Source organism: Halomonas sp. AOP7-E1-9 (assembly GCF_052376035.1).
In the GTDB taxonomy this organism is placed as follows: domain Bacteria; phylum Pseudomonadota; class Gammaproteobacteria; order Pseudomonadales; family Halomonadaceae; genus Vreelandella; species Vreelandella citrativorans.
In genome coordinates, this window is record NZ_JBQSVC010000005.1 from 117,268 (window position 1) to 143,047 (window position 25,780).

22 protein-coding genes are annotated in these 25,780 nt (G+C 55.1%); 13 read left to right on the top strand and 9 right to left on the bottom strand.

Features of this window, described 5'->3' with window-relative positions:
- The first annotated feature begins 37 nt into the window (after nt 1–37).
- The 3 genes from dnaE (at nt 38) to tilS (ending at nt 5,896) form a co-directional block, all read left to right on the top strand.
- Nucleotides 38–3,544 (top strand): DNA polymerase III subunit alpha, encoded by a 3,507-nt coding sequence (gene dnaE / locus ACT3R4_RS04910; RefSeq protein ID WP_441677875.1) that lies wholly within the window; start codon nt 38–40, stop codon nt 3,542–3,544.
- A 134-nt stretch (nt 3,545–3,678) separates the two neighbouring features.
- The gene (locus ACT3R4_RS04915; protein WP_441677877.1) at nt 3,679–4,632 is read left to right on the top strand and encodes an acetyl-CoA carboxylase carboxyltransferase subunit alpha; all 954 of its coding nucleotides are present in this window, start codon (nt 3,679–3,681) and stop codon (nt 4,630–4,632) included.
- The gene (gene tilS / locus ACT3R4_RS04920) at nt 4,613–5,896 is read left to right on the top strand and encodes a tRNA lysidine(34) synthetase TilS (protein WP_441677879.1); all 1,284 of its coding nucleotides are present in this window, start codon (nt 4,613–4,615) and stop codon (nt 5,894–5,896) included. Before ACT3R4_RS04915 ends, tilS begins: the two co-directional genes overlap by 20 nt.
- Before the next feature lie 20 nt (nt 5,897–5,916).
- On the opposite strand, the gene ppx is transcribed toward tilS, so the two are convergent.
- Nucleotides 5,917–7,449, bottom strand: a complete 1,533-nt coding sequence (ppx, locus tag ACT3R4_RS04925; protein ID WP_441677881.1) for an exopolyphosphatase — start codon at nt 7,447–7,449, stop codon at nt 5,917–5,919.
- A gap of 616 nt (nt 7,450–8,065) precedes the next feature.
- Between ppx and rho the strand changes: the two genes are divergently transcribed.
- From rho to ACT3R4_RS04940, 3 genes are read left to right on the top strand one after another with little or no spacing between them, the layout of a single operon-like run.
- On the top strand, nt 8,066–9,325 hold the full coding sequence (rho, locus tag ACT3R4_RS04930) for a transcription termination factor Rho (protein ID WP_018918241.1): 1,260 nt from the start codon (nt 8,066–8,068) through the stop codon (nt 9,323–9,325).
- Between the two features lie 48 nt (nt 9,326–9,373).
- Nucleotides 9,374–10,870 (top strand): 4-hydroxy-3-polyprenylbenzoate decarboxylase, encoded by a 1,497-nt coding sequence (gene ubiD, locus ACT3R4_RS04935; RefSeq protein WP_087109967.1) that lies wholly within the window; start codon nt 9,374–9,376, stop codon nt 10,868–10,870.
- A 55-nt stretch (nt 10,871–10,925) separates the two neighbouring features.
- Nucleotides 10,926–11,663 (top strand): NAD(P)H-flavin reductase, encoded by a 738-nt coding sequence (locus ACT3R4_RS04940; protein WP_087109965.1) that lies wholly within the window; start codon nt 10,926–10,928, stop codon nt 11,661–11,663.
- 202 nt (nt 11,664–11,865) lie between these two features.
- On the opposite strand, the gene ACT3R4_RS04945 is transcribed toward ACT3R4_RS04940, so the two are convergent.
- Entirely contained in the window at nt 11,866–12,039 is a 174-nt protein-coding gene (locus ACT3R4_RS04945; RefSeq protein ID WP_441677883.1) for a hypothetical protein, read from the bottom strand.
- 25 nt (nt 12,040–12,064) lie between these two features.
- Here ACT3R4_RS04945 and ACT3R4_RS04950 point away from each other — a divergent pair, with 25 nt between their 5' ends.
- From ACT3R4_RS04950 to ACT3R4_RS04965, 4 genes are all read left to right on the top strand, one after another.
- On the top strand, nt 12,065–12,220 hold the full coding sequence (locus ACT3R4_RS04950) for a hypothetical protein (RefSeq protein WP_172118479.1): 156 nt from the start codon (nt 12,065–12,067) through the stop codon (nt 12,218–12,220).
- 2 nt (nt 12,221–12,222) lie between these two features.
- Entirely contained in the window at nt 12,223–13,302 is a 1,080-nt protein-coding gene (locus tag ACT3R4_RS04955) for a 3-deoxy-7-phosphoheptulonate synthase (protein ID WP_441677957.1), read from the top strand.
- A gap of 75 nt (nt 13,303–13,377) precedes the next feature.
- On the top strand, nt 13,378–13,890 hold the full coding sequence (locus ACT3R4_RS04960; RefSeq protein ID WP_441677885.1) for a DUF3087 family protein: 513 nt from the start codon (nt 13,378–13,380) through the stop codon (nt 13,888–13,890).
- A gap of 41 nt (nt 13,891–13,931) precedes the next feature.
- Nucleotides 13,932–14,657, top strand: a complete 726-nt coding sequence (locus ACT3R4_RS04965) for an MliC family protein (protein ID WP_441677887.1) — start codon at nt 13,932–13,934, stop codon at nt 14,655–14,657.
- A gap of 54 nt (nt 14,658–14,711) precedes the next feature.
- On the opposite strand, the gene ACT3R4_RS04970 is transcribed toward ACT3R4_RS04965, so the two are convergent.
- Nucleotides 14,712–15,782, bottom strand: a complete 1,071-nt coding sequence (locus tag ACT3R4_RS04970; RefSeq protein WP_441677889.1) for a metal-dependent hydrolase — start codon at nt 15,780–15,782, stop codon at nt 14,712–14,714.
- A 276-nt stretch (nt 15,783–16,058) separates the two neighbouring features.
- Here ACT3R4_RS04970 and gloA point away from each other — a divergent pair, with 276 nt between their 5' ends.
- On the top strand, nt 16,059–16,499 hold the full coding sequence (gene gloA, locus ACT3R4_RS04975; RefSeq protein WP_441677891.1) for a lactoylglutathione lyase: 441 nt from the start codon (nt 16,059–16,061) through the stop codon (nt 16,497–16,499).
- A 19-nt stretch (nt 16,500–16,518) separates the two neighbouring features.
- Nucleotides 16,519–16,989: an META domain-containing protein gene (locus ACT3R4_RS04980; RefSeq protein ID WP_441677893.1), complete on the top strand. Its 471-nt coding sequence runs from the start codon at nt 16,519–16,521 to the stop codon at nt 16,987–16,989.
- Nucleotides 16,990–17,135: 146 nt separating this feature from the next.
- Here the strand turns inward: ACT3R4_RS04980 and ACT3R4_RS04985 are convergent, their stop codons facing one another.
- Nucleotides 17,136–18,128 (bottom strand): GAF domain-containing protein, encoded by a 993-nt coding sequence (locus ACT3R4_RS04985; RefSeq protein WP_441677895.1) that lies wholly within the window; start codon nt 18,126–18,128, stop codon nt 17,136–17,138.
- 162 nt (nt 18,129–18,290) lie between these two features.
- On the opposite strand from ACT3R4_RS04985, the gene ACT3R4_RS04990 reads away from it, so the two are divergent.
- A complete protein-coding gene (locus ACT3R4_RS04990) occupies nt 18,291–18,686 on the top strand; it encodes a transcriptional regulator (protein WP_441677897.1) in 396 nt (131 codons plus the stop codon).
- Nucleotides 18,687–18,798: 112 nt separating this feature from the next.
- Here the strand turns inward: ACT3R4_RS04990 and ACT3R4_RS04995 are convergent, their stop codons facing one another.
- From ACT3R4_RS04995 to ACT3R4_RS05015, 5 genes are all read right to left on the bottom strand, one after another.
- The gene (locus tag ACT3R4_RS04995) at nt 18,799–21,657 is read right to left on the bottom strand and encodes a valine--tRNA ligase (protein ID WP_441677899.1); all 2,859 of its coding nucleotides are present in this window, start codon (nt 21,655–21,657) and stop codon (nt 18,799–18,801) included.
- Nucleotides 21,658–21,719: 62 nt separating this feature from the next.
- A complete protein-coding gene (locus ACT3R4_RS05000) occupies nt 21,720–22,910 on the bottom strand; it encodes an MFS transporter (protein WP_441677901.1) in 1,191 nt (396 codons plus the stop codon).
- A gap of 53 nt (nt 22,911–22,963) precedes the next feature.
- The gene (locus ACT3R4_RS05005) at nt 22,964–24,001 is read right to left on the bottom strand and encodes a PDDEXK nuclease domain-containing protein (RefSeq protein WP_172118565.1); all 1,038 of its coding nucleotides are present in this window, start codon (nt 23,999–24,001) and stop codon (nt 22,964–22,966) included.
- Nucleotides 24,002–24,080: 79 nt separating this feature from the next.
- Nucleotides 24,081–24,512 (bottom strand): DNA polymerase III subunit chi, encoded by a 432-nt coding sequence (locus ACT3R4_RS05010; protein ID WP_441677904.1) that lies wholly within the window; start codon nt 24,510–24,512, stop codon nt 24,081–24,083.
- Nucleotides 24,513–24,581: 69 nt separating this feature from the next.
- Nucleotides 24,582–25,691, bottom strand: coding sequence for a branched-chain amino acid aminotransferase (locus ACT3R4_RS05015; RefSeq protein WP_441677906.1), 1,110 nt, complete (start codon nt 25,689–25,691; stop codon nt 24,582–24,584).
- Nucleotides 25,692–25,780 lie beyond the last annotated feature (89 nt).

The following is a 25,780-nucleotide window of genomic DNA, read 5'->3' on the forward strand; positions in this document are numbered from 1 at the left end:
TTTCATTTCTTTTTACCGAGATTCTACCGAGAGTGTCATGACGGTACCGTTTGTTCATCTACGTTTGCACAGTGAATACTCCCTGGTCGACGGCTTGGTAAAACTTAAGTCGTTGGTCAGCACTACCTTTGATCGCGGTATGCCGGCATTGGCGCTAACCGACGAAACAAATCTGTTCGGCTTGGTGAAGTTTTACAAGGCCGCTCAAGGGGCCGCACTCAAGCCCATTATTGGCAGCGACTTATGGCTCTTTAATCCCCACGATGAGTCACATCCTTACCGTATAACGCTGCTGGCGATGAACGATGTCGGCTATCGCAACCTGACCGAGCTGATCTCCAAGGGCTGGACCCACGGCCAGCGTCAGGGGCGGGCCATTTTGGATAAGCGCTGGGTGCTTGAACAAAGTGAAGGCCTGATTGCGCTTTCCGGTGCGCGGGAGGGCGAAATTGGCCGCCATCTGCTTTCCGACCATGAACGTGAAGCGCGCCAACTGCTTGAAGAGTGGCAGGTTGCCTTTCCGGATCGTTTCTATTTGGAGCTGATTCGTACCGGGCGTCCGCTTGAAGAGGCGTGCGTGCATGCCAGCGTCAAGCTTGCCATCGATACCGGCACGCCAGTGGTGGCCACCAATGACGTACGCTTTCTTGAGCGGGAGGATTTCTGGGCGCATGAAACGCGTGTCGCCATTGGTGAAGGCAAGGCGCTGGACGACCCGCGCCGTGAACGCCGCTACACTGAAGAGCAGTATTTAAAAAGCCCGGACGAGATGGCAGCACTGTTCTCGGATATCCCCGAGGCGCTGGAAAACAGCGTGATGATTGCCGAGCGCTGCAGCGTGGATGTACGTCTGGGTGAGATATTTTTGCCTGAGTTCGAAATCCCCGAGGGAATGACCCTGGATGAGTTTTTCCGCAAGGTCTCCCACGACGGCCTGACGGATCGTCTGAACTTCCTGTTTCCTGTCGAGCGCTACCCGCGCGATAGTGACGAATACAAGGAAATTGATCAGCGTTACCGCGACCGGCTGGAGTTTGAGCTCAACGTTATTATTCAGATGGGCTTCCCCGGCTACTTTCTGATCGTCATGGACTTCATTCAGTGGGCCAAGGATAACAACGTACCGGTCGGGCCCGGGCGAGGTTCCGGTGCGGGCTCTCTGGTTGCCTACGCGCAAAAGATCACCGACCTTGACCCCATCGGCTACGACCTGCTGTTTGAGCGCTTTTTGAACCCTGAGCGTGTTTCCATGCCCGACTTTGACGTCGATTTCTGCATGGAAAAACGCGACAAGGTGATCGAGTACGTGGCCGAGCGCTACGGGCGCGACGCGGTATCGCAGATTGTTACCTTCGGCACCATGGCGGCTAAAGCCGTGGTACGCGACGTGGCACGTGCTCAGGGCCGGCCGTACTCACTGGGTGACAAACTCTCCAAGCTGATCCCGTTTGAAGTGGGCATGACACTTGGCAAGGCGATCGAGCAGGAGCCTGCGCTTAAAGAGTTCATTGCTAACGACGAAGAAGCTGAAGAGATCTGGGAAATGGCCCTCAAGCTTGAGGGCACGACCCGGGGCACCGGCAAGCACGCGGGTGGCGTGGTCATCGCGCCCACCAAGCTGACCGATTTCTCGCCCTTACTGTGCGATGAAAGCGGCAATGGGCTGGTGGTTCAGTTCGATAAAAACGATATCGAAGACGCCGGGCTGGTCAAGTTCGACTTTTTGGGGCTGCGTACGCTGACCATTATCGACTGGGCGCTTGAGATGGTCGATAAGGTTCGCGGCGTGAATGGCCAGGAACCGCTGAACATTGATGCGATTCCGTTGGATGATGGCAAAACGTTTGAAATGCTCAAGCGTGCTGAAACCACCGCCGTTTTCCAGCTCGAATCTCGCGGCATGAAGGAGCTGATCAAGCGCCTGCTACCGGATTCGCTGGACGACATGATCGCTCTGGTGGCGCTGTTCCGCCCCGGCCCGCTGCAGTCAGGCATGGTCGATGACTTTATCAACCGTAAGCACGGCCGTGCCGAAGTATCTTATCCACACCCGGATTACCAGCACGAGCTGTTAAAACCGGTGTTGTCGCCTACCTACGGTATTATCCTTTACCAAGAGCAGGTCATGCAGATCGCTCAGGTAATGGCCGGTTATTCGCTGGGCCAGGCCGATATGCTGCGCCGGGCGATGGGTAAGAAAAAGCCCGAAGAGATGGCCAAGCAGCGTTCAGGCTTTATGGAAGGCTGCGCGGCCAATGGTATCGATAAGGATCTTGCCGGTAATATCTTCGACCTGGTGGAAAAGTTCGCCGGTTACGGGTTTAACAAGTCGCACTCTGCCGCCTATGCGCTGGTGTCTTATCAGACCGCGTGGCTGAAGGCCCATTATCCAGGGCCATTTATGGCCGCGGTTATGTCCACCGAGATGGACAACTTGGATAAGGTAGTGCCGTTAATCGAGGAGTGCCGCAACCTCAAGCTGACCGTTACTCCGCCGGACGTTAACGTAGGCGGCTACAAATTTACCGTGGATACCGAAGGGCGCGTGGTTTACGGCCTGGGGGCGATTCGTGGGGTGGGCGAGGGGCCCATCGGGGCAATTGTCGAGGCGCGCCAGACGGGTGGGCCGTTCACCGACCTGTTCGATTTCTGCCGTCGGCTTGACCCTAAGCGTATGAACAAGCGCACCCTGGAAGCGCTGATTCGCTCAGGGGCGCTGGATAACCTTGGCCCTAACCGGGCCGTGCTGGCGGCTTCTATGGAAGATGCCCTGAAGGCCGCCGCCCAGAACCACACCAACCAGAGCCTGGGCATGCTGGACATGTTCGGCGAGGCTTTTGCTGATGCCGAAGACGAAGCGCTCGATGTCTACACTGAGTACCTCGGTGCGCGAGAATGGACCGACCGCGAGCGCCTTTCAGGTGAAAAAGATACCCTCGGGCTTTATCTTACCGGGCATCCGATTGATGAATATGAGCGTGAATTAAAACGCTTTGTATCAACACGTATTAGCGATTTAAAACCCTCCCGCGAACCTCAGCGGGTGGCCGGGCTGGTGGTTGCGATGCGTACCATGAAGTCCAAACGTGGCGATACCATGGCGTTTATCACCCTGGATGATCGCACCGGGCGTATTGAAGCATCGTTGTTTGGTGAGCTATTCGACCAGTTACGTGGTCAGATAGAGGCTGATCAGGTATTGATTGTTGAAGGCGAAGTTTCCAGTGACGATTTCTCGGGTGGGCTGAGACTGCGTGGAAAAGATGTAACGCCTATGGTCACTGCCCGTATTCGCTATGGCGATGCCGTTGAGCTTGCACTGGACGCCGAGCGTATCAATGGCCGCTTGGTCGAGAGTCTGCGCGATAGTTTAGCGCCCTACCGGGATAATGGCGGTTTGCCGGTGCGGTTGCAGTATCGCCATGCCCAAGCCGTCGGCTGGCTGGAGCTTGCCGGTGAATGGAAAGTCGCGCCCAGTGATGACTTGCTGCTTGCGTTGCGCGATGTGGAAGGGCAAGCGGGGGTTCAGCTACGTTACCGCTAAACCTGACCGTATGACGGTTGGGTAGTGTCGTTGAGCAGACCCTGCCTTGCGTGGCAGGGTCAGGATGCGATAATACGTCTATTAGATACTCGTTTCGACAAGGCCTTTTTATAGGCAGCTTACAGGCAGAGCCGATGAATCCCAATTATCTCGATTTTGAACAGCCCATTGCCGAGCTTCAGGCAAAAATTGAGGAGCTACGTTTGGTTAGCTCCGACAGCGTTAATCTCTCCGATGAGATATCCCGGCTGGAGGAGAAAAGTCGTAAGCTGACCGAATCGATCTTCAAGGACTTGACGCCCTGGCAGGTCTCTCAGCTATCGCGTCATCCTCAGCGCCCTTATACGCTCGACTATCTTGAGCATATGTTTAGCGACTTTGACGAGCTACATGGCGACCGTAACTTCGCTGATGACGCTGCTCTGGTAGGCGGCGTTGCGCGCTTGAATGATAAGCCGGTCATGGTGATCGGCCACCAGAAAGGGCGCGATGTTAAAGAGAAGGTGCGCCGTAACTTCGGTATGCCTCGCCCCGAAGGTTATCGTAAAGCGTGTCGTCTGATGGAAATGGCCGAACGCTTCAAAATGCCGATTTTAACCTTTATCGATACCCCCGGTGCTTACCCAGGCATTGACGCGGAAGAGCGTGGTCAGAGTGAAGCGATTGCCTACAACCTGGCGGTCATGTCGCGCCTGAAAACACCGATTATATCAACGGTTGTTGGCGAAGGCGGCTCCGGTGGGGCATTGGCGATCGGCGTATGTGATGAGCTGTACATGCTTCAGTACTCCACCTACTCGGTTATTTCGCCAGAAGGCTGTGCGTCTATTCTCTGGAAAAGTGCCGAAAGAGCCTCTGATGCGGCCCAGGCAATGGGGATCACCGCAGAGCGCTTAAAAGTGCTTGGCTTTGTAGATGGGCTGATTAAAGAGCCGCTAGGCGGTGCGCATCGTCATCCGATGACGACGGCGGAGCGTGTGAAAGAGACCATCACCGAGGGCCTTGAGCGCCTCCAGGCACTGGATGCCGATGCCCTGCTGGAGCGCCGTTATAAGCGCTTAATGAGCTATGGCGCCCCAACTGCCTAAGCAGCTTGAACGCCTGTTAAACGACGCCCTGGTGGAAACCCCACCGGGGCGCTCTATTTGGGTCGCGCTCTCCGGGGGGCTTGATTCCGCATTGCTGCTGACGCTGGCAGCTTCTGTTTGCCGCCAGGCCAATCGCCCGCTGCGCGCCATCCATATTCATCATGGCTTGCAGGCCGCCGCCGATGACTTTGAACAGCACTGCCAAGCGCTTTGCAAGCAGCTTGGCGTGCCGCTTAGTGTGGTGCGCGTTACGGTCGACGCCGCTGGCGGTATTGAAGCGGCAGCGCGTCAGGCGCGCTATGCTGCGTTTCATGAGCATGTTCCCACGGGAGACACCGTTTGGCTGGCCCAGCATCAGGATGATCAAGCGGAAACCTTTCTGCTGGCTGCACTGCGGGGAAGCGGTATTCGTGGGTTAGCGGGAATGCCACACTGCCGTCATGCACACGGCCTTACCTTCGTTCGGCCCTGGCTCTCGATTGCCCGGCGCTGCCTGGAGGGGCGAGCCTACCAAATCGGCCTTGAATGGCGCGAAGACCCTACTAATAGCGATGTTACGCTTGATCGTAACCGCCTGCGTCATGACGTGTTGCCTCTTCTCAAAGCGCGCTGGCCCGACATGGCTGGCGCGTTTTTCCATAGCGCTAAGCATGCCGGGGAAGCGGATGCGCTGCTTAGTGAGTATGCCCAAGCGGAGTTGGAGGCGCTTCGCACAGATGCTAACAGCGCCGACTTGGAGTGTATTGATGCCCTCGCGTTGGCCACGCGCTCACGGCCTCGCCAGCGATTGCTGATACGCTCCTGGTGCCAGCAGCGATTATTGCCGACCCCGCCTCAGCGTCGTCTGGAGACGCTACTTGATCAATTAACGGCCGCACCGGACGCGAGTGTGCACGTCACGTGGCCAGGAGCGGAGGCCCGGGTGTGGCAACAGCGGCTTTATCTAATGGCGCCGCTTGAGCCGCTACCGGCCTGGCAGTGTGCCTGGGATGGCAGGGCAGGGCAGGCAACACCGTTAGGTGCGCTGGAACTCTCGTTGAAGTCCGATACGCCGCTAACGTTGCGCTGGCGCCAGGGAGGAGAAGTGATTGCGCTTGCCGAGCGAGGGCGCCGAGACGTTAAAAGGCTGCTTCAGGAGGCCCAAATTCCCCCATGGGAGCGCGAGCGGCTGGTGATGGTCATGGCGGAAGACACTTGCCTTGGCGTGGTTCAGCCGCCAGCCAGAGTGCTCTGGAAAGCGGCTAACGTAAGGTTTGTCTCGTAGGCGGTGTGCCCGTCTGTCTCTTAGTCTTCCTGTATGACGTTCAGCGTGAAGCCTGCGGCGTCCATATACGCCTGCTCCTGCTCAATATCGGTGCTGAGTAGCGTTGGTTCATCGCTGGCGGGCAGTGCCAGCGTTAAGCTGTCGGTATCAACACTAATATTCGGCAAGGGTGGGGCGTTTTCGGGGCGTGAGTGGTTAATCAGTACCGCCAGGCGCAGCAATAGGGCAAGCCGTATGCTGTGCGTGTGCTGCGCCTTGGGGAGCGCCTGCCACTCCTTGAGCGGGAATTTACGCCGATGGGCACGCACTAGAAAGGCCAGCTGATGCTGCTCCGGACGTGAAAAACCCGCCAGATCAGAGTTTTCCAGCAGGTAAGCGCCATGGCGATGAAACTGGCTATGGGAAATAGCCAAGCCAATTTCGTGTACATGGCTGGCCCACTGAAGATAGTAACGGTGTTCATGGGTGAGCGACCAGACGCCTTGCACCTGCTTAAACAGACGTAGTGCGGTCTCGGCCACGTTATCGGCCTGTCGGGTATCCACGTCGTAAATGCGCTGGAGAACGTCAAGGCTTTTGGAGCGCGTGTCTTCTGCGCTATTGCGTCCAGCCATATCATAGAGCACACCCTCGCGCAGGGCGCCGTCGGCAAAACGCATTTGATTCAGATCAAATGCCTCGAAGATGGCACTTAAAATGGCCACCCCAGCAGGGAAAACTCGTGCGCGGTCAGGCTTTAGCCCGTCGAGCTCGACTTTGTCCAGCTGTTTGCACTTGAGCAGGCGCTCACGCAGTTTTTTGAGCCCGCTACGCGTAATCACACCTTCAGTGGGTGTGTCGCCGTAGGCGAGAAGAACGCTGGCTACTGCTTTAATAGTGCCACTGGAGCCTACTGGGTCTTCCCAGCCAAGGCGCAGGTAGGGGCGCTGGATATGGGCAAGTTCTGATAACGCGGCCAGTTCGGCGCGGCGCATGCGCTTTTCACTCATCTCGCCGTCAGGAAAGTAGCGGCTGGTAAAGGTCACACAGCCCATGCGCAGGCTTTCCAGCGCCTTGGGTTCAAACTCTTCACCAATGATAAATTCTGTTGAGCCGCCACCAATATCGACAATCAAGCGGCGTCCGTTTTCGGCCAAGGCATGAGCAGCCCCTAGATAGATAAGCCGGGCCTCTTCACGGCCCGCAATAATTTCGATGGGGTGACCAAGCTGTGTTTCAGCCCGTTCAATAAACGCTTGGCTATTGTGGGCGTCACGCAGGGCGTTGGTGCCCACGATACGCAGGTTTGCGCTCTCAATATCGCTTAAAAACGGCGCGAAGCGACCCAGGCAATCCAGGGCGCGCTGAATGGCTGCTTCGTTAAGCTTGCCTTCTTCATCCAGTCCAGCCGCCAGTTGGACTTTTTCACCCAATCGAGCAACGACTTGTAGACGCTCATTTTGATAGTTGGCTACCAGAAGGTGAAAACTGTTGGAGCCGAGGTCAATGGCGGCTAGCCGCTGTGGTACTGCGTTTTCCAGTTCGCTAACAGGAGGTGAAATGTCCTTGGGCATGAGCTATCCTTCGTATTGGCTTTGCCAAGGTTGCGGTGCACTTGGGCTATTGTCAATTGGCAAAGACTTGCGTTTATCGCGGGCCTTGACTACCATCGAACTACAGGCCTGACTCGACCTTGCCTGCTACAGGGCTGATTGCTAGAAATTACCCAAAAATTACTAGAAATAGCTCTGCTGACAAGAGATCGTTGATAGCGTGTCGATTCAGCTGTCTTAGTATTATTTATTTAATGCTGTACTTACCTTGGCTAAGCACGCGATGATTGTGCTGCGCATGTTGACTAACTAACGCTTATCCAGCATGTTAACAAGATACTGCTTATCCATATAGCATCAGCCATATTTCCAAGTCGTCAGATGACCCGCTGATTGGTTCTTTCCTTATGCTAATCAGAGCAAACAGCTGCATGTACCCTCGAACTGAGCCATAACTCATATGCCTCATTGCACCAACGCCATGAGTTTGCACATGCCCAGCGGCTTACCATCGAGTACGTGCTTTATCGGGATCTGAACGCATCACACGGCGCCTAGCCATATCAGTACGTGCTACGCCTCCTGTCTTATTCTGGCGCCTTGCGCCTAGCTTCCAGAGCAACTTTCTAACACACCGATGAATCTCACTGAACTCAAGCAAAAAACCGTTCCCGAGCTGCTCGATATCGCCCGCGAAATGGGTATCGATAACCTGGCCCGTTCGCGCAAGCAGGACATCATTTTCGCCATCCTCAAACGACACGCTAAAAGCGGTGAGGATATTTACGGCGACGGTGTACTGGAAATTCTTCAGGATGGCTTTGGCTTCCTGCGCAGCGCCGACAGCTCGTATCTCGCCGGACCGGACGATATCTACGTATCGCCCTCGCAGATTCGCCGCTTTAACCTGCGTAAAGGCGACTCCATTTCCGGCAAAATTCGCCCGCCCAAAGAAGGCGAGCGCTACTTTGCCCTGCTCAAAGTTAGCCAGATCAACTTTGACCGTCCGGAAAATGCCAAGCACAAGATTCTCTTTGAGAACTTAACGCCGCTGTTCCCGGATGACCGCATGCGGATGGAAATCGGCAACGGTTCCACCGAAGATCTTACGGCCCGTATCATCGACCTGACTGCGCCGATTGGTAAAGGTCAGCGTGGCCTGCTGGTGTCTCCGCCTAAAGCGGGTAAGACACTGATGCTGCAGAACATCGCCACCTCGATTACGCGCAACAACCCTGAGTGCCATCTGATCGTACTGTTGATCGATGAGCGCCCGGAGGAAGTTACCGAAATGTCGCGTACCGTACGCGGTGAAGTCGTGGCTTCCACTTTTGATGAGCCGCCGGCGCGCCACGTTCAGGTCGCTGAAATGGTTATCGAAAAAGCCAAGCGTTTGGTTGAACACAAGAAAGACGTGGTCATCCTGCTGGACTCGATTACCCGCTTGGCCCGTGCCTACAACACCGTCGTGCCGAGCTCCGGTAAAGTGCTTACCGGTGGTGTCGACGCGCATGCGCTTGAGAAGCCTAAGCGCTTCTTCGGTGCGGCGCGTAATATCGAAGAAGGTGGCAGCCTGACCATTATTGCCACGGCCCTTGTGGATACTGGTTCGAAGATGGATGAAGTCATTTTCGAAGAGTTCAAGGGTACCGGTAATATGGAAGCGCACCTTGATCGCAAGCTGGCGGAAAGGCGCGTCTTCCCGGCAATCAACATTCGTCGCAGCGGCACGCGGCGTGAAGATCTGCTGGCGTCTGAGGAAGAAATGCAGCGCATGTGGATTTTGCGCAAGCTGCTCAACCCGATGGAAGACACGGCTGCCACGGAATTCCTGATTGATCGTCTGAAGGATACCAAGACGAATCTTGAATTCTTTGAAGCGATGAAACGCCGCTAGGGTTGATTAATACTTGCATAGCGGCGTAAGCCTATCGGGGAGTGTGTCTTGAAGTATAACGACTTGCGCGACTTCATCGCGGCGCTGGAAGCGCGCGGTGAACTCAAGCGTATCCAAGCCGAAGTCGATCCTTACCTGGAAATCACCGAAATTTGCGACCGCACGCTGCGTGCCGGTGGCCCGGCACTCTTGTTTGAGAATGTGAAGGGCCATGATATGCCGCTGCTGGGCAATCTTTTCGGTACGCCAAAGCGCGTGGCGCTGGGGATGGGGCAGGAGTCGGTCGAAGCGCTGCGTGAAGTGGGCAAGCTGCTGGCCTTTTTAAAAGAGCCAGATCCGCCCAAGGGGTTGAAAGATGCCTGGGACAAGCTGCCTATCTTCAAACAAGTGCTTAGCATGGGGCCTAAAACCGTTAAGCGGGCGCCTGTGCAGGAAGTCGTTTTTGAAGGTGACGAGGTTGATCTTGACCGCCTGCCTATTCAGCACTGCTGGCCGGGCGATGCAGCGCCTTTGGTCACATGGCCGCTGGTCATTACCCGAGGCCCGCATAAAAAGCGTCAGAACCTGGGGATTTACCGGCAGCAAAAGATCGGCAAGAACCGCCTGATCATGCGCTGGCTCTCCCACCGTGGCGGCGCGCTGGATTTCCAAGAGTTTCAACAAGCGCATCCAGGCGAGCCTTTCCCGGTTGCCGTGGCGCTGGGTGCCGACCCGGCCACAATCCTGGCGGCCGTTACCCCCGTTCCTGACTCACTCTCCGAATATGCGTTTGCCGGGCTTCTGCGCGGCTCGCGTACCGAACTTGTTAAGTGCGGCCATTCAGACCTTGAAGTGCCTGCCTCCAGTGAGATTATTCTGGAAGGGGTTATCTATCCTGATGATATGGCACCGGAAGGCCCGTACGGTGATCACACCGGCTATTACAACGAGGTGGATCACTTCCCGGTCTTTACGGTAACGCGTATGACCATGCGTCGGGATGCGATATATCACTCCACCTATACCGGGCGACCACCGGATGAGCCTGCCGTTCTCGGGTTGGCACTCAACGAAGTGTTTGTGCCGATACTCTGCAAGCAGTTTCCCGAAATTGTCGACTTTTACCTGCCGCCTGAAGGCTGCTCGTATCGCATGGCGGTTGTCACCATGAAAAAGCAGTACCCAGGTCACGCCAAGCGCGTGATGATGGGGGTATGGAGCTTTTTACGTCAGTTCATGTACACCAAGTTCGTGATTGTGCTGGATGACGACGTTGATGCGCGCAACTGGGAAGACGTGATCTGGGCGATTACCACTCGTATGGACCCGGCGCGAGATACCGTGATGGTTGAGAATACGCCTATCGATTATCTGGATTTCGCCTCGCCTGTCTCTGGCTTGGGTTCCAAAATGGGGCTCGATGCGACCAACAAATGGCCAGGCGAAACGGACCGTGAGTGGGGCACACCCATCGTGATGGACGATACGGTCAAAAAGCGCGTTGACGAGCGGTGGGAAGAGCTGGGAATCGGTATTCCTCTGCCAGCACCGCGGCATGGCGGTTAAGAAGGTAGTCAAGTTTAGCGGCGCACGTTGATCGATTTTTCATATAGAGGTTTTCATGAGCGCAAGGACGTTAACCTGCCAGGTAACGGCCGTTGAGGATTTAAATCCTGACGTATTTGGCGTGACGCTAAAAGGGCGCGCAGAATCAATGCAGCATGCGCCTGGGCAATATCTAGAACTTAAATTGGATGACAACACCTGGGTGCCCTTTTCAATTGCCAGTGCCGAGCAGGGCGATGGCGTCATTGAACTGCATATTCAGCACTGGCCTGAGCGTGATAATTCAGTACGACTTCGAAACTTGCTCCAGGTGGCCAATCAGCTAACGCTGCGCTTGCCCGGCGGTGAATGTGTGGTTGACGCGCAAAGCGAGCGTCCGCTGCTACTGATTGCTGCCGGCACAGGGTTTTCACAAATGAAAGCGATTGTTGAGGCCACCCTGCGTGACCAGCCCGAGCGGCCAATCTCACTCTGGTGGGCTGCCCGTGAGCATCGCGACCTTTACGCTGAAAGCCTGGCGACTGAGTGGGCGCAGCGCTATCCCAATGTAACGTTTAAAGCGGTCACCGAATTTCCGCTAACCGAGCCTTTGGCAAGCGGCGAGCGTATTCATCACCATCAGGGCCGGGTTGATCTTGTACTGGAGAAAGCGGCGCTGACGTTCAGCGATTATGACGTGTATCTCTCCGGCTCGCCCGGCATGGTATACGCCTGCCTGGATGTGTTGGAAGCCAGAGGCGTGGTGAGTGAGCGGGTTTTTTCCGACGTATTTGCTTATGCGCCGCGTGGGTGATTGACCCACGGTGTTAGTCTGTCACTTTTGGCTATGGCGCTGTTTGTTAATCAACAGTTGCCATTTGCCAAGCTTAAGGGCAGGATAAAGATATACATTTTTTAAAACGACTTTTCGCGGCCCCTTGGCTTGCCAATCATCAGGAAAAATATGCACACACAAGCGCCTTTTCACACTACTAACCGCCTGCCTTTTGTGGCGGTTAGTAGTGTGCATGAGCGTTGTGGCCTATTTTGGATATTGGTTTAGCCACGGTGTGCCCGCGGCCGACGGTTAACGTCGCGCTACCAGGCACACCTTCCAGGTTGCCTGCCGAATCTTCAAGCCCCGGTTGGTAACCCCGCCGGGGCTTTTTGCGTTTAACGGCTTTTGCCATAGGAATTTCATTAAGGAGCTTCACCATGATGTATCGCGCTTATAACGTCACTATCGCTACCGGCTATGTGGGCTATGGCTGGCGATTTAGCGACGCGCGGTCGGTGCAAGCTGCCACCTCCGACCGTGCCCGTTTGGGTGGTAACGCCAATCAACGATGTCATGTGATACCGGAGAGTTAATGATGAATGCCCAGGCAAGCCTAGCCCCGATCAAGAATGCTAACGCCAAACCCCTTGGCGACAGTACGCCCAGCCCTGTTAATCACTTACCAACACCCGCCGAGTTACGCCAAAGCGTTGCCGTTGATGCTCGGTTAGGCCAGCAAATTTCTCAACAGCGAGAAGCGGTTCAGAAAATATTAAGTGGTCAGGATAAAAGATTATTGGTGGTGGTAGGCCCCTGTTCTATCCATGACCCGGACGCAGCGCTTGAGTACGCTGACCGTTTGGCGGCGCTAAGTGAACAGGTGGATGAGCAGATTTTACCGGTAATGCGGGTTTACGTTGAAAAGCCGCGCACGACGGTTGGCTGGAAAGGGCTGGCCTATGACCCTGATTTAGATGGTCGTGGTGATATGCCCAAGGGCATTACCCTCTCTCGTGAATTGATGCATGCCGTTGCCGCCCGAGGCCTGCCGGTGGCCACCGAGCTGCTTCAGCCCATGCTCGCGCCCTACCTGGATGACCTCTTAAGTTGGGTAGCGATTGGTGCGCGCACGACAGAGTCGCAACTGCACCGTGAGCTGGCCAGTGACTTGGCCGCGGCGGTCGGATTCAAAAATGCCACCAGCGGTGATGTACAGGTCGCGATTGACGCCATACAAGCTGCCGCTCATGGGCATCAGCGCTTTGCTCAGGACAGCCATGGACGTCCCATCATGCAGCAAACAGCCGGTAACCCTCATACGCATGTCGTGCTTCGCGGTGGGCATGGCGAACCTAACTATCAGGCAGCGCATGTTCATGCAGCGATCAAGGCGCTGCATGAGGCGAGTCAGAACCCACGTTTAATGGTCGACTGTAGCCACGCCAATGCACGTAAAGATCATCGTCGCCAGAATGAAGTAATGCTGGATGTACTGGCTCAGCGGCAGGCGGGCAACGCCAATCTGGTCGCCTTGATGCTTGAAAGCCACCTGTTTGAGGGCAAGCAGCCGTTGAATCCTAGTGCACTGCGTTACGGTGTCTCGGTAACCGATGCCTGTGTTGGCTGGGAGGCAACCGAGCGGTTGTTAAAAATGGCCGCAGAACGATTAAGCTAACATTAAGCGACTCAGGCTTGTTTGCGTTGGTCAGCCCCGTATTATAGGGCACTCATTTGGATTGCGAGGTTGGCCATGGTGTTTACCCTTGAGCCGCATGATGTACAACGCTACCGCCGTAAGGCGCGTATGATTAGCTTTGCGATGGCGGGCCAGCTGGCCATTTTTGGAATGCTGTTTTCCATGCTGCTGACCTCTGCCCTGGGCAGCAGCTTATGGCTCTACGCGTTGGGTATCTTCTTGGGGCTTCTAGCCACCAGCGCACTCTTTGCGGTGCTGCGCGAACGGCCCTGGATGACTGAGATGCGCTACGTATGGCAGTTAAAGCAACACCTGTCGCAAATCAGGGGCTATTTACCTACGCTTAGGCGTGCACTTGAAGATGATAATCAAGCCGCGCTTAATATCGTGACCTTTTACCATCAAGGGATAACGCAGCTAGCCGAGCTAAATGGTCGAGAGCCCTCTCAAGACCCCACGTGGCTGGACGAGAAGCATCACTTGGCGGAAAAACGGGCAGCATTGGGATTGCCGCCCAGGTTTGATACCTTTGATCCGCAGGATCTACACGCCTTTAAGCGAAGCTAGTGCATTACACAATAAATCACGCGCGCAGGGAGCCTTGATAGATGACGTTTTTTACCCCCCTTCGACTAGCCGCTGTGGGTGCTTGTTTGATGGCACTCACCGGCTGTGCCTCTACGTCTTCACCAGCAGACGAGTCTGGCACAATGACCGTTAACAGCAGTGCCCCATTGCTGCCCTCGGTACTTTTTGCTGGAAACGCCGAGCAGTACCAAGGCTGGCACTGTCAGCCCGCTGACCAGAATTTAGTGACAGCGACGAATACTAATGACCTACGGCTTTGGTCGCTGCACGGTGCCTGGCAGCTGCCTCAAGCGGTCGTCGCCAACGGGGCTCGCTACCAGGATGGCGGTATCAGTTTTTGGAATCGAGGTAACCAGGCCATGGTAGAAACACCGCGTGGCCAGCTGCAGTGCACCCTTGGCGAAGAGAGAAACGTTCTTACTCGTTCAGAGCGTCCAGGCGTTATGTTTTTTGGGCATGGCAATGAGCCTGGTTGGGTGGTAGCGCTCGCACACGATTCCCCCACGTTAACCCTGGAGCTTAACTACGGCGAAGAGCGTATTGAGTTGCCCTATATGGTGAGCGTGATGGACAACGAAGCGGGCCGGGTGGTGCTTGAAAACGCCCGCGTTGAGCCTTTCTTTCGGGTGCGTATTGAAGCGGGCGCTTGCTTTGACAATATGAGCGGTTTTCCCTTCCCTGCGCGGGTAACGCTCAGCTACGGAGGTGAGCAGTTCAGTGGTTGTGGGCAGGGAATCGCCCCCTAAGCTTTTATTTCAGCGCCTATCAGCCATCACTGCTAGCGGTGCGGTGGCCACCGCTTAGCAGTGGTATTGACGCGGGGCAGCGCGCCACTCAGGCGAGATAAAGTCGCTTGCACAAAGCGCCATGGCATCTCCAGCGGCCCTTGCTGCGAGACGCGACAGCATATTTAGCTGCAGCCCACGTGCAGTCTCGATCTGCTCGCTGACATCCACAGGTATCCATGTGTCATCCTGCAGCGCTGCGAGGGTGAAGCTGAACGGGTGAAAGCCGGGATAGCCCAGCCGAAGATCGGTAGCAATTAATGTTTCATGTCCCTCAATATTGATGGTGTCATAGCGCAAAAAAGGGCCAGTAAACCACATTAGCCGCTGGCCAAGCGGGCCCGCCAACGCACTCTCTTCAAGCGCTATATTGCGGTATAACGGCTCCAAACGTGGCTGACGCTTGCCATCAAATACGCTAATCAGACCTTCATAGTAGTGATCCTCATTGACCACGGTAGCCCGCCATAGCACCGTGTTAAAAGGGGTTGGTTGAACCAGTAAAGGCGCCTCCTCTAGCCCCATCTCGGCAAGAACCGTTGCCAGCCGGTGCTCAATGTTCAGCTTCGCTCCGGCTGCTAGTAATAAGTAAACGCTTGAGACAGCCAGCGCGGCCGTAGCGTACTTTTGTACCTGTTTTGACGCGATGCCTACGATTAAACCAATTAGAAGAGGCAGGGTGTAGAGCGGGTCAATGATAAATACAATCGGCCAAGCGACCGGTGATGTTTCTAGCGGCCAGAAGAGCTGCGTGCCATAGGTGGTCAGAGCATCAAGCAGTGGATGCGTGATTAGCGTGAGTGTAAAAAACCACCACCAGTGGATGAAGGAAATATCGCGTGCAGGGGCAAAACGGCGGCTAAGCAGGGCTAGTAACGTCGCGAGTCCGGTCAGTACAAATAACGAGTGGCTAAATCCACGGTGCTCGGTCACATTAGCGATAGCATCGCCATAGTCCAGCGCTACGTCCAGGTCGGGCAGTGTGCCCATTAGTGCCCCTATGAGAATGGCTTTACGGCCCAAGCGCCGACCCAGCACCGCACCGCCAATCGCAGCGCCCAACGCCGCCTGTGTGATTGAGTCCACTAACGTCTCCTTTGAGATAGCCCTCAAATAGCACTATACAGATTTTTCTTTGAATTCGACCTTGTATACTAAATCTGTCTAATGGTTGGTTAAAGCAGGCCGTCATTTAAACCGATAGTGGTGTAGGTCGGGCTGAATAATGAGCTTTGATGAGCATTTGGGCATAAGCCATCTGATATGCACAAGATTTGCTGGTTAAGGCCTATTCTGTTTCCATCCACATAATGGATATCCGCGTTAACATTCATTCACCGGTCTTAATGAAAAGGAAATAACATGCAGTTTTTACACACGATGGTACGTATCAGCGATCTGGATGCATCGCTTTACTTTTACTGTGACCTGCTGGGTCTTAAAGAAGTACGCCGTAAAGAGAACGAAAAAGGCCGCTTTACGCTGATCTTTCTTGCCGCCCCCGAAGATGAAGAGCGCTCTGCGCAGCTCTCCGCTCCCGAGCTTGAATTGACGTATAACTGGGACCCTGAAACCTATACTGGCGGCCGTAATTTTGGTCACCTGGCCTATCGGGTAGACGATATTTACGCGCTTTGTCAGAAGCTCCAGGACGCCGGTGTTACTATTAACCGCCCCCCACGGGATGGGCACATGGCATTTGTAAAATCGCCTGACGGTATCTCAATCGAGCTACTGCAAAAGGGTGACACGCTAGCACCTCAAGAGCCATGGGCTTCCATGGAAAACAGCGGTAACTGGTAAAACCTATAAGGTGACGATTATGTCCATGAAGACGTTAACGCTGCGTCATTGCTTGCTGCCCTTGTGTGTATCGGCGGCTTTGCTTTTGAGCGCATGCAGCAGTTCGCCCGCGCCTCAAGAGGGGCATGAAGCACCGAGCAGTGCGGAGCTTTCAGGAGCGATAGTAGATCAGCGCTGGGATCTTTTGTTGATCGGAACAGATGAGAAATTAGCGTTTAACGAAACGCCGTTTTTTGAAATCTCTCGCGATGGAACGATTGCCGGTTATGACGGCTGTAACCGCTTTACGGGGCAGATAAGCTTGGGCGAAGGGCACCGCTTCGATGTAAAAGAGCTGGCGAGCACGCGTATGGCGTGCCCCGATATGGAAAACGCCGCGCAGGTAACGAACATGCTGGAAGGCGCCTATCGTTATCTCATTGACCATGACCGGTTGGTCTTGTTCGGCCCGGATAGCCGAGTGCTTGGCGGCTGGCGTGAAGGTAAATAAGCATCCCTCCATGGTTGGGCTACTGGTATTTCGTGATCCGGAATATCAGTAGTCCACTCTTCAACCGTTGAGGGGGCTTGTCCAGTAGGCCCGAGCGAACGTTTTAAAAGCTTACTTGAACGATGGCGTTTCCGTCGCGCTGTGCGTTATTTGTTGTTCTGCTCCGCCGATGTGACCGCGCGGGGCGCTGAATGGATAGCAGGTTTCAGTGACGCTAATTGCTGAGCGGTTGTGATAAACTGCCTGTTAGTATGAGATATTTCTAATGCAGCGATGGTCAGTGCCAAATCGTCTGCCAGTACTCGCGCCATACGAGCCTCGTAGGTAAGCCAGCAGCTCAGTGCTCGATGGATGGCACTATCGACATGCTTATTGGTAAAGGGTTGGTCTCTAAACAAGAGCAACCATCCGTGATGCGTGCCAGCTAGGCTCAACTTGACCGCGAGACTTCCCTGATGGCTGCCCTCGAATTCGATGACATCCGTTTGCTCAGCGTCATTACTTAACCATGACAGCTGCTGCAACAGCTGATGGTCAGAAGGGCAGTGACCAAAGCGATGGAGCGCGCCCTGAGAGGCTAGACAAATACCGCATGCATGGAAAATATCACGCCATCTTTGGCGATGCCGATCGAGAATTTCCTCAATGTTTGTGAAGAGATGGATATCCTTGCTGAGTAGTCTTCGCGATGTTTTTAGCTTTGCCTGCTGCCTGTCGATACATTTAGCACTTAATAAACCCAATTGATGCATTGCTATATCTACCAGCGAGCTGATCCAGTGTGTAGAGCCTATGTACGAGGATGGCGGGTGAGCAACGTAGCCCCAGGTTTCATGCTCTCCGTTTAATGCATAATACGTCAGCTGTGAATGGGATAGGGCTTCAAAGGACCGGATCGAGCTTATTTCATCTTCGTACTCAATATTACTGCCAAAGGAAAAATAGTAGATCAAACGCAACTGCCCGGTAGGGAGATAGTGATATAAAGCGACAGGTGTGTTTTTGGTCACTAACATATGGTGAAGCGTTTTCGTTAACTGCCTAGAAAGTTCGATGTGATTAGACGCAGACAAGAGTAAAAAGCATTTATCGTGAAATTCTGCAAAATGCTGGTCCCGCAGATAAATTATCTCACCCATCTTGAAGCCTCCTGTAACGTCAAGTCTTGCCGCTTACAGCTCCGCGAAGCAGCCGGAATGATCCAAAACTCAAAATTGAATTAATGATTCAATCAAAAGGTGAACTGCTATTCAACCATTATTGAATAATCAATTCACATTGTGGGCATGAATGAAAAGCTAATGTTTGCGGAGCGTTTAAAAATAGCGATGGTTTCGGCGGGATATGATGTTCGGCCGTCGACTCTAGAACGCGAGTTCAATTTGCGCTACTGGGGAAGACCCATCACTTTCCAGGCAGTTAGGCGCTGGTTGCGTGGTGATTCGATTCCCAATCAGGACAAACTGCAACTTTTAGCGAAGTGGCTGTGTATTGATCCGCACTATCTGCGCTATGGAGAAGGAAGTGCCCATCGCGTCAGTGAGCCGCATGCTGCTTGGGAGGTATCTTTCAGTAACGAGGAGCGTCACGTGCTGTCGCTGTATCGTAATCTACCGGCTGCTCAGCGTAAGGTAGTACGTGACGTGTTGGAGACATTCGTAAAAGCTTATTCAACCGACCCGGACGGAAAAGAGTAACAAGTCGTTTTATCCCGGTTCAAAGAGCGCATACGGTGAACACGCCGAGCATAAAAAACGCCCGGCTCCAGAAAGGAGCCGGGCGTTTTTTGAAAGGCCGGTGGGGGAGAGCTTACAATGCCTTGATCTTGGCCCGTTGCTCTTCCAGCAATTTCTTGGCCGCTTGGAACTCGGCTAGCTTGCCGCGCTCTTTTTCGACGACGGCATCGGGGGCTTTAGACATAAACCCGGGGTTGCCCAGCTTTTTCTCAATGCCAACCATCAGCTTGTCCTGCTTTTCGATCTCTTTATTCAATCGGGCAAGCTCGGTGTCTTTGTCGATCAAATCGGCCATCGGCACCAGAACTTCCATATCGCCCACTAATTGTGTGGCTGAAAGCGGGGCATCGTTTGGGTTTTCAAGCCAGGTCGCGCTTTCCAACTTGGCCAGCTTGGCCAGGAAATGGCGGTTACTTTCCAGGCGCTTGGCATCTTCCGGTTTGCCCTTGGTTAACAGAACGTCCAGCGGCTTGCCGGGGGAAATATTCATCTCGGCGCGAATGTTACGCACGGCGATAATGACGCCTTTGAGCCATTCGATATCGCGGGTGGCCTGCTCGTCGATCTTGTTCTCATCGGCTTCCGGCCATGCCTGAAGCATCAATGAGGTGCCTTCGCCCATAAACGTGCCCGCGAGGGGCGACACGCGCTGCCAAATCTCTTCCGTAATATACGGCATCATCGGATGCGCCAGGCGTAGAATGGTTTCTAGCACGCGCACCAGCGTACGCCGTGTGCCGCGCTTGGCTTCAGCGGAGGCATTTTCGTCCCACAGTACTGGTTTGGAAAGCTCAAGGTACCAGTCGCAATACTCATTCCAGACAAACTCGTAGAGCGCTTGCGAGGCGTGGTCAAAGCGGTATTCGTCCATCGCCTTGGTCACCTGGGCTTCGGTCTTCTGCAGCTCGGAAATGATCCAGCGGTCGGCCAGCGACAGTTCCACCTCGCTGCCCTGACCTTGAGAAGCGATGCCGCAATCTTCGCCTTCGGCATTCATGAGCACGTAGCGCGAGGCGTTCCACAGCTTGTTGCAGAAGTTGCGGTACCCTTCCAAGCGGTTCATATCAAATTTAATATCGCGCCCAGTGGTGGCCTGGGAGAGGAACGTAAAGCGCAGCGCATCGGTGCCATGGGCTTCAATGCCGTCTTTAAATTCGTCTTTGGTCGCTTTGGCAATCGCCTTGGCTTTTTGCGGCTGCATCATATTGCCGGTGCGCTTTTCAAGCAGTGCATCCAGCGTAATGCCGTCGATAAGATCAATTGGATCGAGTACGTTGCCCTTGGATTTGGACATCTTCTGGCCCTGCCCATCACGTACTAGACCGTGGACATACACGGTTTTGAAGGGCACCTGGCCGGTGAACTTTAGGGTCATCATAATCATCCGGGCTACCCAGAAGAAGATGATGTCAAAGCCTGTCACCAACACGCTGGTGGGGTGGAAGGTTTCAAGTTCCGGGGTTTTTTCTGGCCAGCCAAGTGTGCCAAAGGTCCATAAGCCTGAGCTGAACCAGGTGTCCAGCACGTCTTCGTCCTGAGTCAGCGCTATATCAGCGCTCAGGCCGTGCTTCTCTCGGGCTTCGGCCTCGGTGCGGGCAACGTAGACGTTACCTTCGGCGTCATACCATGCCGGAATACGGTGGCCCCACCATAGCTGGCGGGAAATACACCAATCCTGCAGGTCGCGCATCCATGCAAAATACATGTTTTCGTAGTTCTTGGGCACGAACTGGATGTCGCCTTTTTCCACCGCCTCGATAGCGGGCTTGGCAAGGTCTTCGACTGCCACGAACCACTGGTCAGTCAGCAGCGGCTCAATCACATCACCCGAGCGGTCGCCATAGGGCAGGGTGTTGTTGACGGCTTCCACTTGCTCCAGTAGGCCAAGTGCGTCCATATCGGCAACAATTTGCTTACGTGCTTCAAAGCGGTCAAGGCCTGAGTACTTGGCGGGCAGGCTAGCGTCTTCTTCCGGCTGGGGCTGGCCTTTAAGGTTGAAGATTTCCGCCTGCTCAAGAATCGTGGCGTCTTTGGAAAAGACGTTGATCAGCAGGTGGTTTTGGCGCTTGCCGACTTCATAGTCATTGAAGTCGTGGGCCGGGGTGATTTTCACACAACCCGAACCTTTCTCCATATCGGCGTGTTCGTCGGTCACTACAGGGATGCGGCGGCCCACCAGCGGTAGCTCAATAAATTTGCCCACCAGCGAGGCGTATCGCGCATCTTCTGGATTAACCGCAACGCCGGTATCGCCCAGCAGAGTTTCGGGGCGAGTAGTGGCCACCACGACATAATCCTTGCCATCGGCGGTTTTAACGCCGTCGGCCAGCGGATAACGGAAGTGCCAGAAGCTGCCTTGCTGCTCCTTGTTCTCCACTTCCAGGTCGGAAATCGCCGTGTGCAGCGTCGGGTCCCAGTTGACCAGCCGCTTACCACGATAAACCAGTTTCTCTTCATGCAGGCGCACGAAGACTTCCTGAACGGCTTTATAGAAGCCGTCATCCATGGTGAAGCGCTCGCGACTCCAATCAACGCTGGCGCCCATGCGGCGCAGCTGGCGGGTAATGTGCCCGCCAGACTCTTCCTTCCACTCCCAAACTTTATCAATAAACGCATCGCGGCCCAGGTCGTGGCGCGTTTTGCCCTCTTCTGCCGCGATCTTGCGTTCAACCAGCATTTGCGTGGCGATACCGGCGTGGTCGGTACCTACCTGCCACAGCGTATTGTTACCCTGCATTCGCTTCCAGCGCGTCAGGGTGTCCATGATGGTGTCCTGGAACGCGTGGCCCATGTGCAGGCTGCCGGTGACGTTGGGCGGCGGAATCATGATGGAGAAAGGCGCGCCCTTACCCGAAGGGGCAAAGCGGTTATCGGCTTCCCAGCGCTGATACCAGTGGGTTTCAATCTGTTCGGGTTGGTAGGTCTTTTCCATGGGGAGTCGGCTCACAACGTGCAAAAAATGGTGACAAGTATAGCGCGATAAGAGGCAGAGCGTCAGGCCTTTGCCGAGGGGAGATGTAACCCACGCATCGCGATTAAACCCAACACAGGGCCTGGCAACAACCACCAGATAACCGCCACGCTCTGGCTTGCCCAAAGGGCGGTTACCAAGGCAATGGAGGGAATGGTCAAACCAAAGCCGATAGCGTTCATCATGGCCAGGGCCGCGCCCAGCCGTTCGGCGGGCGCGTGGGCCGATGCCAGCGCCGAAAACTGCGCTGAATCGGCTATCACGCTAACGCCCCAAACGCCCAGCAGCGCCAGCAGTAACCAGGGTGAAAGGCTGCCCAATAGCGGGTAAACTAGGCAAAGTACGCCCGATGTTAATAGCGCCACAAACGCAACGTGGGCGCTACCCGCTTTCCGGCTCCAGCGGCCTGCCCACACGCAGCCAGGCAGGCCAAGGGCAATAACGGCAAAGCTTAGCCACGGCTGCAGGCTTGCTGATGCATTGAGCCGCTCAAGCTCGCGGCTAACCAAAAAGGGCACCAACGCCCAGAATGCATAAAGCTCCCAACAGTGGCCGAAGTAGCCCAGCGCGGCCTTGCGAAACGGACGCTGCTTGAACGCACCAAGCCCGGCCCAGGGGCGCCCGCTTCCGGCTTTGGCGGGTAGGTGGGGGCCAACACCTAGCCGGAAAACCATCAACGCTGCGACCAGTGCCAACAGCGATGCCAATAGCAGTGGCCATTGCCAGGGCAGATGCAACGTTAATCCGCGCAGTAAATGGGGCGAGGCGATGCCTAGCGTTAACATGCCGACAAGCCAACCCAGGGCCGCGCCCGCATGCGAAGGTGTCCAACTCACCACCAGCTTCATGCCCAGCGGGTAGATGCCTGCCAGGCATAGGCCGGTGGCAAAGCGTGCCACTGCCGCCAGCGTTATGCTGTCGGCAACGCCAATAAATGCCGCGTTGATAAGCGCACCGAGCACCGCTGACAGCGCAAACAGATGGCTTGCCCGCATGCGGTCGGCAAGGCCGGTAATGGCGATTAGTAGCGTACCGGTGATAAACCCGGCCTGCACCGCGATGGTCAGTAAACCGAGATCACCTTCACTAAGACCCACCGCCTCCTGCAATGCCAAGCCAACGCCATTAACGCTAAACCACAGCGAGGTGCCAAACAGCTGAGCGAGGACGATAACTGCCAGTGGGTAGCGGGTTAGCCTAGAGGAGGTCTGCATTAGTACTCTCGTGCGTTGAGTTATTGTTGTTAAAACTGAGTATCCAAAGAGAACTACTCCTGTTCGCTCGATAAGCGAGCTCGAGCGCTTTCAATAGATTGATGCAGTTTGGCCTGCAAGGCCTCGCGGGATGGTAGGACGGTCAGGTATTCCGCCACGTGAATACCGCTGTTATCTAGCTCCAGCAGTTCAATCTGTTCCTGTTGCTTACCGGCACAGAGAATGATTCCTAGCGGCGGATTTTCATCAGCTTCTTGCTCATGTTTAGCCAGCCAGCGCAGATAAAGCTCCATCTGGCCTTTAAATTCAGCCTTGAAGCGCCCCAGTTTAAGGTCGATCGCTACCAACCGCTTAAGCTTGCGGTTGTAAAACAGCAAATCAATGTAGAAATCCTCGTCATCAATCTGAATGCGCTTTTGGCGCGCCACAAACGTAAATCCTGCGCCCAGCTCCAGAAGAAACTGCTCAATCTCGCGAAGAATAGCGTCTTCCAGATCTCGCTCCAGGTAACGATCATTTAAGCCGAGAAAATCCAGCACATAAGGATCTTTCAACAGTAGCTGTGGTGAGGGTTGGCCAGCGTTGCGCAGGTTTTGTAACTCATGATGAATGGTTTCATCCGGCTTGCGGGAAATAGCGGTTCGCTCAAATAACATTGACTGGATACGCTGCTGTAACTGACGGGACGACCAGCCTTCAAGCTGAGATAGCTCAATATAAAAATCGCGCTTGAGCGAATCGTCGAGATAAATCAGGCTTTTTATATGGGTCCAGCTTAATTGTCTCCGCAGTGCGGAGACTTTCTTCTCTTCAGGAAACGTCTCGGCGAAGCGGATCATATGGCGTAGATTCTTTGCCGAAAATCCACGGCCGTACTCACTCGTTAATTGTCTCCCCAGTGAAGAGACAATTTGCTCACCATAACCGGCCCGCTCTTGCCTCAGAATTTCCCGATGAATGCGGTTGCCTAATTGCCAATAGAGAAGCGTTAATTCAGCATTGACGGATATTGCTGCCCGCTCTCTTGCTATGTCGATTAATTGGCGAAGCTCAGGCAGGAGTATTGAATCCTGAGTTGAGGGCTGGCTCATACCGTTTGATCCTTTCGATCAACAAGACCTGAATTATGTTCTTCGGGGGTTGATTGGGCGCTTTCGCTGAGCTCTGGCATTACCCAAGCTTATGCGGCACCACTTCGTGGCCCAGTTCTTTATAGCGCTGCCAGCAGGCGCGTTTGGCGACCAGAACGTGTTGATGCTGGTTGATAATTTCGGCAACGCGCGCATAGCGCTCAACGCCATCAGGAATATCGGGGTGCAGATTGAGAAGCGCGGTTTCTGCTTTGGGCGTAGGCAGGGTTTGCCAGCCCAGCGTTATCGGTACGCTGGCCGCCATTTCACTGTCTTCAAGCGCGTGGGGTAGGTAGGCATCTTCGCGAAAATTCCACAGGGCCGCGTCAGCCTGCTCGGCCAAGGCCTTGTCTTCGCAGTGAAGGTGTAGCCGGTACCCCTTACGCCAAATGGTTTCGGCCAGCTTACAGGCGAATGCCAAACGCGCTTCCAGGGTGGTATCCGGGAGGATATAAAAATCGATGCGCGCCATAGCGGCTCCAGCTCTTTCAAAACGCGTTTAAAACAGTGCCGCCGCCAGGGCTGGCGGCGGAGGGAGGCATTACACCAGCCGGGTGAGCCAGCCGTGCTTGTCTTCACTGCGCCCGTACTGCACGTCGAGCAGCTTTTTACGAATGCGCATGGCCACGTCGTTGCCACCGTCGCCGTTCAGGCGAATACGCTCATTTTCCGTCACCAGCTCGCCCACCGGAGTGATGACTGCCGCGGTTCCGCAGGCGAACACTTCGCTAATCTCGCCGGACGCCGCGCCTTCGCGCCACTCGTCAATGCTGATGGGGCGCTCTTCGGGGGTTAAACCTTCGTCTTTCGCAAGCGTGAGCACCGAGTTGCGGGTAACGCCTTCCAGAATGGTGTCGGTTAAGCGTGGCGTCACCAAGCGCCCATCCTTGAAAACAAAGAACAGATTCATGCCGCCCAGCTCTTCAACCCATTTGCTTTCCTCAGCGTCAAGGAAGGCCACTTGGCCACAGCCGTGAGCTTCGGCCTCTTTTTGCGCGGCCAACGAGGCGGCGTAGTTACCGCCGCACTTGGCAAAGCCGGTGCCGCCTGGGGCGGCCCGTTTGTAGTGCGAGGAGAGCCAAATGGAAACCGGGCTGATGCCGCCTTTAAAGTAAGACGCTGCCGGAGAAGCGATCACGTAGTAGTCCACTTCATGGGCCGGGCGCACGCCCAGGAAAGCTTCCGAGGCGATCATGAACGGGCGGAGGTAAAGGCTGCATTCGTCGGCATCGCTTGACGGCGTGGGCACCCAGGTCGTGTCCTGAGCCAGCAACGCCTTGATGGAGCCAATGAAGTCTTCATCGGAGAGTTCCGGCAGTGCCAGGCGGCGGGCGCTACGGCGAAAGCGCTCGGCGTTTTTCTCAGGGCGGAAGGTCCAGACCGAGCCATCGGCATGGCGGTAGGCTTTGATGCCTTCAAAAATTTCCTGGCCGTAATGCAGGACCGATGCGGCCGGGTCGAGCGTCAGCGGGCCGTAGGGGCGTACCTGGTGGCCGTGCCAGTCGGCATCGACCGTCCAGCGGATATTGACCATGTGGTCGGTGAAGTGCTTGCCAAAACCTGGGTTGGCCAGGATGTTGTCACGAATGCTGTCGGCCGTTGGCTGATTGGACGGCAGGATTTCAAAACGAGTCGTAGAGCTAGTGGGCACGGCGTGTTTTCTCCGCTAGAGCCAGGCCCCGAAGGGCGATATAAGCGTGTCGTTAGCGTAGCGCGTGCCATAAACGATAGAGCACACGC

Bases quoted from the DNA above. Each gene is read 5' to 3' on its own strand.
- rho (WP_018918241.1), top strand. From the start codon at position 8,066: ATGAATCTCACTGAACTCAAGCAAAAAACCGTTCCCGAGCTGCTCGAT.
- ACT3R4_RS04950 (WP_172118479.1), top strand. From the start codon at position 12,065: ATGATGTATCGCGCTTATAACGTCACTATCGCTACCGGCTATGTGGGC.
- ACT3R4_RS04965 (WP_441677887.1), top strand. From the start codon at position 13,932: ATGACGTTTTTTACCCCCCTTCGACTAGCCGCTGTGGGTGCTTGTTTG.
- ACT3R4_RS04955 (WP_441677957.1), top strand. From the start codon at position 12,223: ATGAATGCCCAGGCAAGCCTAGCCCCGATCAAGAATGCTAACGCCAAA.
- ACT3R4_RS04960 (WP_441677885.1), top strand. From the start codon at position 13,378: ATGGTGTTTACCCTTGAGCCGCATGATGTACAACGCTACCGCCGTAAG.
- gloA (WP_441677891.1), top strand. From the start codon at position 16,059: ATGCAGTTTTTACACACGATGGTACGTATCAGCGATCTGGATGCATCG.
- ppx (WP_441677881.1), bottom strand. From the start codon at position 7,449: ATGCCCAAGGACATTTCACCTCCTGTTAGCGAACTGGAAAACGCAGTA.
- ACT3R4_RS04995 (WP_441677899.1), bottom strand. From the start codon at position 21,657: ATGGAAAAGACCTACCAACCCGAACAGATTGAAACCCACTGGTATCAG.
- ACT3R4_RS04985 (WP_441677895.1), bottom strand. From the start codon at position 18,128: ATGGGTGAGATAATTTATCTGCGGGACCAGCATTTTGCAGAATTTCAC.
- ACT3R4_RS04940 (WP_087109965.1), top strand. From the start codon at position 10,926: ATGAGCGCAAGGACGTTAACCTGCCAGGTAACGGCCGTTGAGGATTTA.
- dnaE (WP_441677875.1), top strand. From the start codon at position 38: ATGACGGTACCGTTTGTTCATCTACGTTTGCACAGTGAATACTCCCTG.
- ACT3R4_RS05005 (WP_172118565.1), bottom strand. From the start codon at position 24,001: ATGAGCCAGCCCTCAACTCAGGATTCAATACTCCTGCCTGAGCTTCGC.
- ACT3R4_RS04915 (WP_441677877.1), top strand. From the start codon at position 3,679: ATGAATCCCAATTATCTCGATTTTGAACAGCCCATTGCCGAGCTTCAG.
- ACT3R4_RS04980 (WP_441677893.1), top strand. From the start codon at position 16,519: ATGTCCATGAAGACGTTAACGCTGCGTCATTGCTTGCTGCCCTTGTGT.
- tilS (WP_441677879.1), top strand. From the start codon at position 4,613: ATGGCGCCCCAACTGCCTAAGCAGCTTGAACGCCTGTTAAACGACGCC.
- ACT3R4_RS04990 (WP_441677897.1), top strand. From the start codon at position 18,291: ATGTTTGCGGAGCGTTTAAAAATAGCGATGGTTTCGGCGGGATATGAT.
- ACT3R4_RS05000 (WP_441677901.1), bottom strand. From the start codon at position 22,910: ATGCAGACCTCCTCTAGGCTAACCCGCTACCCACTGGCAGTTATCGTC.
- ACT3R4_RS05010 (WP_441677904.1), bottom strand. From the start codon at position 24,512: ATGGCGCGCATCGATTTTTATATCCTCCCGGATACCACCCTGGAAGCG.
- ACT3R4_RS04945 (WP_441677883.1), bottom strand. From the start codon at position 12,039: ATGGCAAAAGCCGTTAAACGCAAAAAGCCCCGGCGGGGTTACCAACCG.